Origin of the sequence: Mesorhizobium sp. M0060, from assembly GCF_040323155.1 — a bacterium.
Taxonomy (GTDB): Bacteria; Pseudomonadota; Alphaproteobacteria; order Rhizobiales; family Rhizobiaceae; genus Mesorhizobium.
This window is the reverse complement of record NZ_JAMYUP010000072.1, coordinates 14,805-27,379: the sequence shown is the minus strand read 5'-3', so window position 1 is coordinate 27,379 and position 12,575 is coordinate 14,805. Positions and strand designations below refer to the sequence as shown.

Here is a 12,575-nt window from a genome sequence, read left to right as displayed (position 1 = left end):
GCATCGCAAACCTCGCACAAGACACGTCGCAAACGACGTCGTTAAACACGTGTCATAGGCCATCACGACGATGTCAGGCAGGCGGTGACAATCGGGCGGTTACGATGCGCGCGCGGTCGATGCCCATCTTGTGCAAACGGGCGTCCAGCGCGTCGGCAAGGGGCTGGACGTCCGGCAGAACGGATCCTTCGAGACCGCACAGTACGAGGCTCCCCACGCATCTCGTCGGCACTCGATGCAACCCCAGTGCTACAGGGTCGACATTATCGGGCACGTCCTGCCGGGTTTGAAGTTCCCCAGTCAATCGGTACGACCACGCATGATAGGGACAGACCAGAAGTCGGCTACGCCCATCTTTGGTGCAAAGCCGGGAACCGCGGTGGGTGCAGACATTGTAATAGGCGGCTATGTCCTCTTCGCCATCGCCAAAACGGACCACAATGATTTCCTCGTCGAAAAGCTTGCGAACAATGTAGTGCCCCTTTTCGGGCACCTCGCTGGCATGGGCGACAAGCGACCACTGGCGCGGGAACCACAATTCGCGTTCGAGTTCGAAAATTGCCGGATCGAGATAAAATGCCTGCTCGAGCGACCAGCCGGCACGATGACCGTCGATCAGGGCGACGAGCGCAGCGTGATCACGCGCCATTGGGCGTAATGTCGTGGCTTGCATCAGAGGTATCCTGTAACTTGTCGCCAAAAATGGGCTCTTCCAATATCATAATGTGAAGCAACGCCGTATATTGCAAATACAAAATTGATAGTTTACCACATCAGAAAGGCATGCATTAGGACAGCTAGCATTGACGACACTGAAGACATCACTGCCACTGCTCAACGCAATGGTAGCGTTCGAAGCGGCAGCGCGAAATGGCGGTCTTACGCCAGCAGCCGAAGAGCTCAACATCGCCCAATCGGCTGTCAGTCGGCATGTCGCTAATCTTGAGCGGCAACTTTCGGTTGCACTTTTCACACGCAGGGGCAACCGGGTCATGCTGACCGAGGCGGGCAGTAGCCTTGCCTTGGCGATCGGCGACGGCATGGGCACTATTAGGCAAGCCGTGGAAAGACTGCAGGCTCCGGATCGGAAGACCCTTGTGCTTGGCTGCTACTACGACCTGCAACAGAATGTGGCTGATGCCCCGTTTCGATGTCGTGGTGTCACGCGTTCCGAACGGCCAGGTGATGTTGCTGACGTCCTATGATCACAGGGACTTCGATCAACCTGACGTGGCACTTTCCCTCCGTTTCGGAAGGCCCGAGGATTGGCCAGGCCTCGCAGCCACCAAGCTGTTCGACGGCGAGTGGTTTCCAGTCTGCTCGCCAGCCCTCCTTGCGCGGCATCCGGCACTCATGTCTGAGAACCCGAATGCATTCCTTGATGTCCCGCTTCTACACCTGACCTCGCAGCCTGCTGACATTGAAAGCTGGGAATCTTGGATCGGCACCAAGCAGAAACTCGATGGCCCACGGTTCCAACTATCTGTCTATGATGCATGAGACCATTGCGGGGCGCGGCGCCGCCCTCGCTTGGGCGGGCTATGTTGAGGAGCACCTTCGACGTGGACGGGTAGTGCGCTTGACCGCCACGTCGCGGCTACACCACAATTCATTTTACATCGTAACCCGTAAGATGACCAGCCCAATCATCCGGGCTGTCGTGAAAGCCCTTGTCGACTCAGTCGAGCATCATACGCTGCAGCCCTGACTCACGGAATTGCGGTAACCTCAATCGTGGGCTCGACGCTGCGACCGGCCAGTTCGGCGGCAAGCTCCGGCATGGTGATGTCATCCTTCTCGGCCACACGGCCAAGCAGGAACGCACGATGCGGGTCGAGCTTGGAATGGCGGCGGCCACCGCTGGCCTTGGGCGCCAGGCTCTCGGTCTTTCGATAGTTCCTCATCAGGATCACGACAAACGAAACCGACACCCCAAAATGTGCCGCCGCCGCACGCCGCGAGTGGCCAGCCTCGACAAACCGCACAACACGTTCACGCAAATCGAGCGAATAGGGCTTGGGCATGGCAAATCACCTCCTACAGGAAGTGAACGCCTCACTGGAATCCCTCGCGATTCAAACTGAACGTCCGACGCTCTAGGATACTCGTGCCAGCCGAGCATTCCCGCGGCAACCGTATTAAAACGGAGAGATCACGCGCACCTTACGCTGAACAAATCAGAACGGCATTGACCTTTCCCAGACCGCGACCGCATCGGCTCAATCGCATGGAAGGCGAACGTTCGCCTCTGCGGCAAGTTCCGCTTTTTCTGCGGCTCAAAGCGCGTCGCCCGCAGCGTGTGGTGATCAGCCACCCTCACCACGCTCGACGCCCCCCGTGGCGAGATTCAGCCCATTTCTATTGGACAAACGTTTCTACGCAGCCTCCTCCATCGCGAGCGCAACCCATCCCTGCAATTCGCGCCATTCGGACTCCAGTCTCGCGAATCGTGAAAGCCTAAAAGAAGAGATGTCCGCAAAGCTACAGGTGCCGTCGACAACGACGTCGCGGATGGCTCGCCCGCTGGACGGCGAGAGACCAAAGCCCACGCTGGACATAGTCGCAACAACCACATTAGGAAACGTCGAGAGTCGGTCGATCACGGGACGCCCGTCAGGCGTATTCTCGATCACACCGGCCCAGGATCGAATGATGCGCGCGTGCGCGGCCTTCGGCATCATCTCAATCAAGCGGCGGCCGATATGGCCCATCAGCGGGGTCGAGGGGTTAGCAAATACGCCTCCCTCAGGCAGGTCCAGCCATTCGTGCGGGCCGCCTCCAAAGGCGAGATTGCCGCGCAGCGTCTGCCGGCCGTGGAGGCCATTCCCGTCCACACCACCATAAGCCATCAGGGGAAGTGGCTCAGTAACGATCATCTCGGCGCGCGCGCTTTGCATAGGAACCTCCTGCCCCAGCATCGCGGACAAGCGACCAGTGTGCGGCCCTGCCGCAATCAGGAGTTGATCGCAGCCAAACAGGCCGCGCTCCGTCTCGACGCCTATCACCTTCTCACCTTCGGTGCGGAACCCCGAAACTGCGCAGCGTTGCATCAACCGGCCGCCATGGTCCTGCATCGCCCATGCAAAGCCCTGGACCGTGCGGTGTGGATTCGAGTGCCCCCCGAAGTGGTAAAAATGCGCGCCGGCAACGTTGTCGCCGACGAGGGGAATAAGTTCACGGCGTTGCTTCCTGTCAAGAAGCTCGCACCGATATCCGTGACGCTCCACTGCAGCACTGCTTAAGTTTTGGACCGTCAACTGCTCCTCGGTCACGGAAACATGGATCCGGTTCGCCGAGAACTCTGTCGGATAACCGAGCAGTTCATCCATAATCGGCCACAGCCGCAGCATTTCTGGATAGAGAGGCGAAGTGACGTGCCCACAGCCGCCACCATTTCGGCCAGACGCCTCCCAACCGACGATACCTTTCTCGATAACTAGAACATCGACGCCGGATTTTGCCAGCCACCAGGCGGCGCTTAGCCCTGTTACACCGCCGCCGACGATGACGACTGATGCACCCGCGATCTCATTCATAGCTGCCTCGCTCACCATCCAGGCCCGCGACGGTCGCTTCATCGGCCGCAACCGTATAAAATTCGGGAAGCTCGCATGGCGGTTGCCATTGCGAGGGGATTCCGAACCAAAGCTCCCAGTATTGGGCCTGATCAGCAGATTCCACGAGCTGGCTGGCGATCGTCAGCGGCAGCGGGCGCACCGGCGTGCGGTAGCCTGCGAGAGGAATAGCTGCGAGGGGGGCGGTGGCCTGCAGCGCGAGTAAGGCCGCTATCTGCTCGCGGCAGCGCCGTCCTTGGCAGGGTCCCATCCCAGCGCGCGTGAGCCGCTTGACCTGGTCGGGGTTTGGGGGGGCTTCGTCCAGAAGGGACAGTAGTGACCGGTTGTTGCGGCAGTCGGCTTGCCAGCCGAGATAGCGTGGCGGACGCAACTCGAGGATCTCGCGTGCGGTGACCTCCTCACATTGGCATACGTGGAACTCACCGCGCGCCTCAATGACGCTGGCGCGTACCCAAGCCATGCGATAAGCTGACAAGTCGTAGGTGGGCCGATCCGGAACAGAGACTTCGGGAGACTCGAAGTCTTCCCCAAGGATGGTGTCGACTGCGCGTACGCCTTCGCCTGCGGCGATGCTGCGGTCGAGCGACTTCGCAGGCCAGATACCAGCACAGTCGCCGACCGCGAAGACGTTGTGGACGCTGGTACGCTGATCCGCATCCACCACCGGCGCATAGCCGCCGCGTTCCGGCTGAAAAGCGATATGGCAGCCGAGAGCGGCGAGTAGATCGACGACCGGAGTCGTGCCGACCGCCAGCACGACGCCCTCACAGTCGATTCGGCGCTCTTCGCCAGCGGCTCGACCTGTCTTGTCAACGGCGGCGATGAGCACTCCATCAACCGATTCTCGCCCCAGTGCCTCGCGCACAACGTGATTGGTCAGGAATTCGCAGCCGGCGGCGCGCAATTCGTCCACAAGGTAGGCGGGGCCGACGGGCTCGGTCGCCTGTTCTACAATCCCCGCGATCTCAATGCCGGCGTCCCTAAGTGCTGCGGCAGCACTCAGCGCCTCCGCCGAGGTGCCGAGGACCACGACACGCCGAGGGTTCAGGGCTTGGAACCGCGTTGCGAGTGCAACCGCCGCCGTGGCGCCCATTACGCCCGGCTTCTCCCAGCCGGGGAAGCCCAGCCCCATGTCCCGCCGGCCGGCGGCGATGATGACGTGTTCGGCGCCGACCAGCCAGCCGCGTTCCTCGTCGGCCAAGCCGGCAACCGTGCCGGGTAGCCACTGGACACCGGGACCATTTGCATAAAGCCCCCAACAGGCGGTACCGAGCCGCACGTCCACCCCCGCGTCGAACGCTACCTGGATCAGTGGCTCGGAAGTGATGAAGGCCTCAATCATGGAATTACGGTTGCGCGCCGGCCCGGACATACCCTGTCCATAGTGCAGTGGGACCTCGTCGCCCATCGTCTTGAAAGCGACCGGGTTCTCATCAATGAGCACGACCGAGAGGCCTCGCCCAACCGCCTCAATGGCGGCGGAAAGACCGGCAGGACCCGCGCCTATTACCAAGAGCTGGATCTGTTCCTGTACGATCAGCTCTTTTCCTGCAACGGATTTTTCGTCGATCTTCATAGGTCCGCTATTGTACTGTTAATCATTTCGCTGACGATGACAGGGCTCGTCCACCGTTCAAGCTGCATCGGGGGTTCGCTGACGCCCACTCGGTTACTTCGCAAGCCCTTAACGCAGGGCAGGTGAACGTACCGGTGTTGGGCTGCTAAACATCCAGTCCGTTGGATGATGTTCAGGCGCGATGAGGCATTGTGTCAAATTCAGTTTGTGAATTGGGCTAATCTGGTTTCGAGATGAAGCGAATTCGTCTCTAAACAGTAGTTATGTTCGGATTAGCTGCCTTTGCACTCTCGCTGGCGGCCTCGACCGGGCGCCACCAGCTTCTGGCGCATTGGCGACCGTCTCTGCAGGTGGTAAAAGGTTCTGTTGCCATTTAGCATGATGTGCCTCTCGAGGTGCAGCCCCTGAACAAGCAGGCTGTGTGAGAACTAACTGAGCAAATCAGATATGATGGTCGCATCGGCAACGGTTGGCCATTTTCATGAGATACATCGCTCGAGAGGATCGTGGCCAGGCAGCTTTGCTGCCTGCGATGATCGATGACCATGTGGCGACGGATACGTCGGTTCGAGTGATCGATGCCTTCGTCGACGAGCTGGACATCGTTGGGCTCGGTTTTGGTCGGGCGGTGCGCGTCCGCACGGGAAGACCAGCTTACGATCCGCGTGATCTGCTCAGGCTCTATGTCTATGGTTGTTGTGCGCCGTGGCGGCGCGGGAGGTGATTATGACTTAGATCTCATCTCCCAAAGTTGCTGATCTTTGACCGGCGGCTGCAATGCCGCCCCACTGCCGGGAGAGCGGGAGGAGGAAGGGGACCCGGAAGCCTGACCGGGTGCTGCCGGACAGGTGTCATCAGCAGATCGGCCTTAAATGAACCGGGTGCGGACCATCAACCGCAGGCCGGGCTACCGCAGTGTCCAGGGTGAGACAACGATTTGGGCGCTGGAAGCCTGTGTATTTATAGATGATCGCCTCCCAGGCCGTGATGGCGGCGGAGGTTTTGCGATCTGAAGCGGTGGGGCTGGTATCTCCTCACTGCTGGGCGCGCGTAGCGCGTCCGGGACGACCATACTCTCTTCGGTCTGTCCCCTGCATCGCCACGGGTAAAGCTCACCACCTACCGCCACGAAGGTTGAAGATCGGAACACGGGAACTCGGATTGTCCGCCCAGTACGGAACTGGGCTAGATCTAGCCGCAGCGGCCGGAGAAGAACGACACCGAGGGCGGAGCTTCCGTAGTCCGGGCGTGGGAGAGCCACGCACATGGCGAAGGGAAGCAGGAAGAGATAGACCCGAGACGGAGGAATGATCTGTGGACGCGGATCGCCAAGCCGATGAGGCTTGGATACTCGGCGTTCAACGCAAACTCTATCAGTGGAGTCAGGCATATCCCGACGATGCTTGGCGGGACATGTGGGTTTGGCTTACCGACACCCGCATGCTTCGCCATACATGGCGGCACGTCGCCTCAAATCGAGGCGCACGCTCTGCCGGCATCGACGGGGTGACTGCGGATAGCATCCGGAAGAAGGGCAAGCAGCAACGGTTCCTCGACAAGCTACAGGCCGAACTGCGCTCCGGCGCGTATCGGCCCAGCCCATCGCGGCGCAAGCTCATTCCCAAAGCCGGTAAACCGGGGCAATTCCGACCCCTGGGCATTCCAACAATCAAGGATCGCGTCGTGCAGTGCGCGGTCAAGATTCTCTTGGGGCCAATCTTCGAGGCGCAATTCTGGCATGTCTCCTACGGGTTCCGGTCCGGCAGAAGCACGCACGCCGCCTTGGAGTATATCCGGCGAGCCATTCTGCCACGTAAAATGGGCAAGGATGGTCGCCGAGACGGGATGCCGTACACCTGGGTCATTGAAGGGGATATCAAGGGCTGCTTCGATCACCAATCATCATCACCTGATGAACCGGCTGCGCGCACGCGTCGCCGACCGGCGGGTGACAGGATTGGTCGGGCAGTTCCTGAAGGCCGGCGTGCTGGCGGAAGAACAATTCTCCCGTACCGACATTGGAACCCCTCAAGGCGGGATCGTGCACCATTGCTTGCCAACATCGCACTCAGTGCATCGAGGAGCGCTACGAACCGTGGACGTATCAACGTGCCAAGGCCCGGGCTGATAATTCCAAATCCGGGATGATCGCGGCACGCAACGCGCGGATGTGGGATCGGACAGCAGGTCGCTGTGTGTTTCTGCCGATACGCTATGCGGACGATCTTGTGGTTCTGGTCTCCGGCACGCAGGAAGACGCCGTCGCGGAGAAAGCCGCGCTGGCCGAATATCTGCGGGCGACCATGGGCTCGAATTGTCACCCGAGAAGACGAAGGTCATAGCCATGACGGATGGGCTCGAGTTTCTCGGATTCCATGTCCCCATGCCATGGGACAGGCGCTATGGCTACGGCCCGCGCGTGCAAATCCCAAAGCGAAGGCCGTCGATTTCCGTCACAAGGTCAAGCAACTCACCAAGCGCAAAACGGTGACGGTCAGTCTTGGCACAAAACTCCGGGAACTCAACCCGCATCCTGCGCGGATGGGCGGCTCTTCGCGGTCGGCACTTCCGGGGACAACAAGATGCCCCTTGCTGCTTAGTGAGTGGCTACCGGAACCGCAAACTTGTGGAAGGGTCATCGTCCGACCCGTGCTCAATCCATTGGCCGTGGAGGCATGGAGCCGCAATACTCCGCTCGACGGTTTGAATCTCAATCGCGTGTTTCCGGGCCTCGCCGACGAATCAGTGACCGAACGAGTCGCGGACGCGGTTTCAATGGCCGACACCGGATATGTTCTCCACAGCTTCGGACCAACCTGGGATTTTCCGCCGGCGGCAACGACGCACTCCATCGCCAATCCCGATCTCATGGCCAGGACGGTGAGAATGGCGGAAGGGTTCAAACTGCTCCTGATTGGTTTGGGAATACAAGGATACGGCTGGAATGTTCGATATCCAGGCATTCGCTTGCACTGAATTCGGCGGCGGCACGGTCGGCGCGGACAATCTCGCGATCTACGAGGCTGGAGTACGCGATGCGCTCATCGCGCTCGGGCTGGTGGAAGGGAAGACCGAGTATTTTACGTTCGGTCAACAGAAATCCGGCCCAAGCACTCGGAACGCCGTCTGACGAGTTGTAATCACCTATACCGGGCATTCTTCGAGCCTCGTTGCTCGGTGTTGGATGAAGTGAAGCAGGGAGATCTCATAGGCATCCTGCATCCGAGGGCGGCGCCGCGAGGCGTCCCCCTATCCCGATCAATCCTGAATCCCTTAAATCGCGGCACGCTTTAGGTTGCAGATCGATCTCCGAGGGATCTTGGCTGCGCGTATACTGGCGAGAAAGCAGCGAATGCCCGTGGCGATCGCGCCCTGGCGAACAAGATGGCGCGGGCGATCTGGGGATGCTGAGAACGAATGAGGACTATCGGATCCGGCGTCGGCTGCGGCTGCGTGATCGACGTGCAGCAAAACAGCCCTGCGCCGGCAAAGAGGGGGTGAAAAGGGGACGACCCGAATGGGCGCAACGATCGAACAGATCTGGATCAGGAAACCGGCTGGAGCCAAAGAGCCGATGTGCTCGCTGTTGAGATTTGGACCTGATCTGCAGATCACCATACCGGCCAGCGTTTCTAGAAATGCCGCACATGAAGGCCCGACAGAAGACCGCACTCGATCACTCGTCGAAAGGGCAAGAAGCCTCTTAAATTACGGGCGGCAACCACAGAAGGCTCCGCATGAGGCCGGGCGGCGGCCCCGGAGATGGCAAGGGATGAGGTCGCCGGAATCGAGCGCTGCCTGACGGCCCTTGGCACCCGCGAGACGAGACTTGGCCCTTTCCGGACCGAGCCTTTTCGCAAGCTTCAGGCCTAAGGGGCCCTTGAGCAGCGCTACCTCTTTCCGGGTGAGCTCCTGCAATTCCTTGCGAAGTTCAGTGACCGACGGTTCGGCGAAACCTGCGTCGATGAGCGCTTGGAGGGCAGTGGCAGGCGGCGTGAAGGCGAATGTCGACTGCGATTCCTGCAGCCATGCGAAAACAATGTCGCTCTCGGCAGCGCTTTCGGACCAGAGCCAATCCGCTGCAATGAACCAGCCGCCGGGCTTCAGCACGCGGAGGACCTCTGCGTAAAGCGTCTGTTTGTCGCTTATGTGCAACATCGCGTCCTTAGAGAAGACTAGGTTGAAACTGGCATCCAAAAACGGGAGCCTCCCAGGTGTGACCAGTTGGAAGGTGACGCGCGCGGCGAGCCCCTTCCTAGCCGCTAGCTCGCGAGCTGACTTGATCAACTGTGCCTCGACGTCGATACCGACGACTGAGGCCGCGCGGTGCTCGGCCGCGAGCAGCACGTCGATGCCGCCTAGGCCTGAACCGATGTCGAGCACGTGCTGTCCGGAAATGTCGAAGCCTTCCAGCATTTGAGCGACCTTCTCCGGCCGCCCGGAGATAGCATGCCTTCGCCCCAAATGAGTTCCAGGGCATCGGTCGAGTCCTTCGGATACTGCATAGAGCCTCTCCAGTTCGGCAAGAATGGGATGCAGTTCGGGCAAATCGGTCGGTCCGGCGCGGAGATCGGAAAGTAAGTATATATCGTTATATTAGTATGACATTTGTTCTGCAAATTGGCAGAGATTCCGCCATCATTCTGCCGTCTGCCTCGCCCGACTATACGTCCCATAAGTAATTGCGGCAGTTTTGCGGCAACCGGCACTGCAGTTCCATTGCGAACCCGATTCCCTGATCCTTGTCGAACGCCGAACAAAATTGTGCCATTGCAAACAGACATGGCTGGGCGCCTTCAGCCAACGCATTGGAATACCATAGTTTCAAGTTGGCATTGCATTTGCAGTTTGAACTGCGGCCGGACTGGTCCTCAACTAGTGGCTGCGGCGGAACGGGTCGACGGGAGGAGACCTTATCGAGTGTAAGACTCGCCTGTACTTTGTCACGACGATGCCGCCACTTGGTGCGGTACGCACCGATTAAAAAAGGTGTGTAAGAAATAAAGGAGAATTGGGTATGTCAAATTCGTTTAGCTACGACGAGGACTGGGCCTCAATGTATGAAAAGCACACAAGCCTCGTTGGAAGAATATCTGAGGCAGAGGAGGCTGCCACCTTTCTTGAGCGATTTTCCAGCGGAAGGAGTGCATTTGAACTCGGCATTGGCAATGGGCGCGTGGCAGTGCCGTTGAGCGAGCGGGGCGTCAAAGTCGAAGGCCTCGACAATTCGGACAGCATGTTGAAACTCCTCGCCAAGCGTACCGACCTAATCAAGGCTTGCAAGGGGAACATTGCCAATTTCAAATCAGAGCAACGCTATGATCTGGTCTATTGTGTTTATGGCACGTTCACCCTGCTCTACACACGCGACGATCAAATCGCTTGCCTCCGATCTGCCGCGGAAGTGCTGAATGAGGAGGGGGTGTTGGTAATAGAAATGCGCGTGCCATCCTTTGATGGGTTTGTCGGCGGTCAGAAAACGAGTGCTAGTCTCGTAGACGAAGAGAATACATTCCTAGTTGCCGAGTTACACGATCCGATAAATCAGAATTTAACCTCGACTCTACTGTGGTTTTCTGATGAATCGGTCAGACGTATAACAGAACGCGTGCGCTATGTTTATCCACAAGAGCTTGATGCCATGGCTGAATGTGTAGGACTGGGGCTTACGGAGCGTTGGGGAGACTGGGCGAGAGTTGCGTTCACCGATGTGTCCAAACGACATATTTCAGTTTACCGCCGTACCAGCTTGTAGGCCGTGGCGGCCGCCGAAGTCGATCCCACCGTAGTTAGACATTATGACCTTGGTCCGAGCGGCGGCCAGCCCTAGTCTTTGCAGCCATTAATCAAACGGGGGCTTCATGAGCTCTACGCTCCGTCAGTGCCCTACGTCCGGGTCCAGTAGTCGGGGTTCTTAGCTAACAGTTCTGTTCATATCATCGAGCTCTTTCCTCTCGAAGTCCTATGTCGAATTCAGTTTACGAATTGGCCTAATCTGGATTCGAGATAAAGCGACGCATTAGATATATTAGATATAATGATGTGCGTCGAGCTGGCAGGCTTCTCTGATTGGGGTCGTTGAGGTCAAGCTCCTCCTGATATTTTTCCGGACCATGTCGCCCCGCGGGTCACTCGCTTCTCTTCGCGGTCGACGTTAAGCCGCCGCATGATGGGGTCAGTAGAGCGAGGCCTCTCAATCTGTTGAACGACCTTGGGAGAGTTCGTCCCAGGATCGTGCCTGCTAACGAGATCGCCTTGCCCGTCGTCCCCACGGGAACGATCCGGGCTCACGCCCTTTCGGGCGGAATCAACTCCTCCTTCGTTGGTCCGTTATCCCGTATTTCATGCCGGTACGGGGCCGGGTGCCTTGCCGAAGCGGAATTCTGTCGCATCGCTCCACATGCGATGCAGGATGACAGCGAGCTTGCGAGCAACAGCAACTCGGGCTCGGGCCATACCGCGCCGCTTGGCGACGTTCATACCCCACGCTCTGAGGCTCGACCATTTCTTGCTGAGCACAAGCAGCGAATGAGCCGCCTCATAGAGGGCCGTGCGGGCGAGCTCGTCACCGCATCGGCTTACCTTGCCCTGAATGTCCGTCTCGCCAGATTGATAGCGTGCCGGGGTCAGACCCAAATGCGCTCCGACATCCCTCGATCGGCGAAAGCGGTCCGGCTGATCGACCGTGGCACGAAAGGCGAGCGCGGTGATGGGTCCCACACCGGGCACGGACATGAGGCGCCGGCAGACTTGCTCCTTGCGGGCGATATTGAAGACCTGCTTTGTCAGTCGCCCGAACTCGCGCAACATCGTTGCCACGATCGCCAGAAGCGGCTCGACAAGCGCCATGATCACCGTATCTGCGCCAATCAGTTCGCGCACGCGATGGGCGAAAGCTGCGCGGCCTGGAGTGCCGAGCTTGATGCCGGCCTCCCGCACAATCGCCCTGACGACATTTTCGATCGTCCGCATTTCATTGAGGACCGTGCGTCGCGCAACGAGGAGGGATCGCCAGAGCCGACACTGCTGGCTCTTCACATGCACCTGCCGATACCAGCCGGTGCGCATGATCTGCGCCAAGGCGCGGGCGTCGTTGCGATCGGTTTTGTTCGGCATCGTTTTCATCGCCGCGTTGGCCTGCCGGGTCTCGATGCAGATCGCCGGCAATCCTTCGGCGCGAATACCGTCATAAAGCCAGGCTGTCAGCGAACAGGCTTCGAGCCCGATGCGCTCCAGCGGCAGATCGATTTTCCGCAAGGCTTCATAAAGCGCCCTCGGCTCACTCGCCGCCCGCCTTTCCTTCACGATCCGGCCGCTCTCGTCGACGACACAGATCGCGGTCTCTTCCAAAGACACGTCAAGTCCGGCAAAATACTTCATGGCTGCTCCTCCTGATGTTTGTGGCGATCTACATCGACCACGTT

At 59.1% G+C, this 12,575-nt stretch carries 12 protein-coding genes and 1 pseudogene; 7 read left to right on the top strand and 6 right to left on the bottom strand.

Annotated elements, in window-relative coordinates; all coding sequences use genetic code 11:
- Window positions 1-73: 73 nt before the first annotated feature.
- Window positions 74-673: an aromatic ring-hydroxylating oxygenase subunit alpha gene (locus NKJ94_RS32955; protein ID WP_352531401.1), complete on the bottom strand. Its 600-nt coding sequence runs from the start codon at window positions 671-673 to the stop codon at window positions 74-76.
- 130 nt (window positions 674-803) lie between these two features.
- Between NKJ94_RS32955 and NKJ94_RS32950 the strand changes: the two genes are divergently transcribed.
- Both NKJ94_RS32950 and NKJ94_RS32945 read left to right on the top strand, forming a co-directional pair.
- Window positions 804-1,205, top strand: a complete 402-nt coding sequence (locus NKJ94_RS32950; protein WP_352531399.1) for a LysR family transcriptional regulator — start codon at window positions 804-806, stop codon at window positions 1,203-1,205.
- A complete protein-coding gene (locus NKJ94_RS32945) occupies window positions 1,129-1,500 on the top strand; it encodes a type 2 periplasmic-binding domain-containing protein (RefSeq protein WP_352531397.1) in 372 nt (123 codons plus the stop codon). Before NKJ94_RS32950 ends, NKJ94_RS32945 begins: the two co-directional genes overlap by 77 nt.
- A gap of 209 nt (window positions 1,501-1,709) precedes the next feature.
- Here the strand turns inward: NKJ94_RS32945 and NKJ94_RS32940 are convergent, their stop codons facing one another.
- From NKJ94_RS32940 to NKJ94_RS32930, 3 genes are all read right to left on the bottom strand, one after another.
- A complete protein-coding gene (locus NKJ94_RS32940; RefSeq protein ID WP_502904239.1) occupies window positions 1,710-2,024 on the bottom strand; it encodes a helix-turn-helix domain-containing protein in 315 nt (104 codons plus the stop codon).
- 351 nt (window positions 2,025-2,375) lie between these two features.
- Window positions 2,376-3,536 (bottom strand): NAD(P)/FAD-dependent oxidoreductase, encoded by a 1,161-nt coding sequence (locus tag NKJ94_RS32935; protein WP_352531395.1) that lies wholly within the window; start codon window positions 3,534-3,536, stop codon window positions 2,376-2,378.
- Entirely contained in the window at window positions 3,529-5,151 is a 1,623-nt protein-coding gene (locus NKJ94_RS32930; protein ID WP_352531393.1) for an FAD-dependent oxidoreductase, read from the bottom strand. Before NKJ94_RS32930 ends, NKJ94_RS32935 begins: the two co-directional genes overlap by 8 nt.
- A gap of 481 nt (window positions 5,152-5,632) precedes the next feature.
- Here NKJ94_RS32930 and NKJ94_RS32925 point away from each other — a divergent pair.
- The 4 genes and pseudogenes from NKJ94_RS32925 to NKJ94_RS32910 form a co-directional block, all read left to right on the top strand.
- A pseudogene (locus NKJ94_RS32925) lies at window positions 5,633-5,845 on the top strand (transposase); the annotation flags it as partial.
- Window positions 5,846-6,465: 620 nt separating this feature from the next.
- Window positions 6,466-7,299: a reverse transcriptase domain-containing protein gene (locus NKJ94_RS32920; RefSeq protein WP_352531391.1), complete on the top strand. Its 834-nt coding sequence runs from the start codon at window positions 6,466-6,468 to the stop codon at window positions 7,297-7,299.
- Between the two features lie 240 nt (window positions 7,300-7,539).
- Window positions 7,540-8,127 carry a M14 family metallopeptidase gene (locus NKJ94_RS32915; protein WP_352531389.1) on the top strand — a complete coding sequence of 196 codons (588 nt, stop codon included), beginning with the start codon at window positions 7,540-7,542 and terminating at the stop codon, window positions 8,125-8,127.
- Window positions 8,096-8,281 carry a hypothetical protein gene (locus tag NKJ94_RS32910; RefSeq protein WP_352531387.1) on the top strand — a complete coding sequence of 62 codons (186 nt, stop codon included), beginning with the start codon at window positions 8,096-8,098 and terminating at the stop codon, window positions 8,279-8,281. Before NKJ94_RS32915 ends, NKJ94_RS32910 begins: the two co-directional genes overlap by 32 nt.
- Before the next feature lie 578 nt (window positions 8,282-8,859).
- Here NKJ94_RS32910 and NKJ94_RS32905 read toward each other — a convergent pair.
- The gene (locus NKJ94_RS32905; RefSeq protein WP_352531403.1) at window positions 8,860-9,615 is read right to left on the bottom strand and encodes a class I SAM-dependent methyltransferase; all 756 of its coding nucleotides are present in this window, start codon (window positions 9,613-9,615) and stop codon (window positions 8,860-8,862) included.
- A gap of 553 nt (window positions 9,616-10,168) precedes the next feature.
- Here NKJ94_RS32905 and NKJ94_RS32900 point away from each other — a divergent pair.
- Window positions 10,169-10,906 carry a class I SAM-dependent DNA methyltransferase gene (locus NKJ94_RS32900; protein ID WP_352531385.1) on the top strand — a complete coding sequence of 246 codons (738 nt, stop codon included), beginning with the start codon at window positions 10,169-10,171 and terminating at the stop codon, window positions 10,904-10,906.
- A 587-nt stretch (window positions 10,907-11,493) separates the two neighbouring features.
- On the opposite strand, the gene NKJ94_RS32895 is transcribed toward NKJ94_RS32900, so the two are convergent.
- The gene (locus NKJ94_RS32895) at window positions 11,494-12,531 is read right to left on the bottom strand and encodes an IS110 family RNA-guided transposase (protein WP_352531383.1); all 1,038 of its coding nucleotides are present in this window, start codon (window positions 12,529-12,531) and stop codon (window positions 11,494-11,496) included.
- Between the last annotated feature and the right edge of the window lie 44 nt (window positions 12,532-12,575).

Excerpts from the sequence above, each read along its gene's own strand:
- NKJ94_RS32910 (WP_352531387.1), top strand. The coding sequence starts at position 8,096 with ATGTTCGATATCCAGGCATTCGCTTGCACTGAATTCGGCGGCGGCACG.
- NKJ94_RS32915 (WP_352531389.1), top strand. The coding sequence starts at position 7,540 with ATGGGACAGGCGCTATGGCTACGGCCCGCGCGTGCAAATCCCAAAGCG.
- NKJ94_RS32955 (WP_352531401.1), bottom strand. The coding sequence starts at position 673 with ATGCAAGCCACGACATTACGCCCAATGGCGCGTGATCACGCTGCGCTC.
- NKJ94_RS32900 (WP_352531385.1), top strand. The coding sequence starts at position 10,169 with ATGTCAAATTCGTTTAGCTACGACGAGGACTGGGCCTCAATGTATGAA.
- NKJ94_RS32895 (WP_352531383.1), bottom strand. The coding sequence starts at position 12,531 with ATGAAGTATTTTGCCGGACTTGACGTGTCTTTGGAAGAGACCGCGATC.
- NKJ94_RS32930 (WP_352531393.1), bottom strand. The coding sequence starts at position 5,151 with ATGAAGATCGACGAAAAATCCGTTGCAGGAAAAGAGCTGATCGTACAG.
- NKJ94_RS32935 (WP_352531395.1), bottom strand. The coding sequence starts at position 3,536 with ATGAATGAGATCGCGGGTGCATCAGTCGTCATCGTCGGCGGCGGTGTA.
- NKJ94_RS32945 (WP_352531397.1), top strand. The coding sequence starts at position 1,129 with ATGTGGCTGATGCCCCGTTTCGATGTCGTGGTGTCACGCGTTCCGAAC.
- NKJ94_RS32940 (WP_502904239.1), bottom strand. The coding sequence starts at position 2,024 with ATGCCCAAGCCCTATTCGCTCGATTTGCGTGAACGTGTTGTGCGGTTT.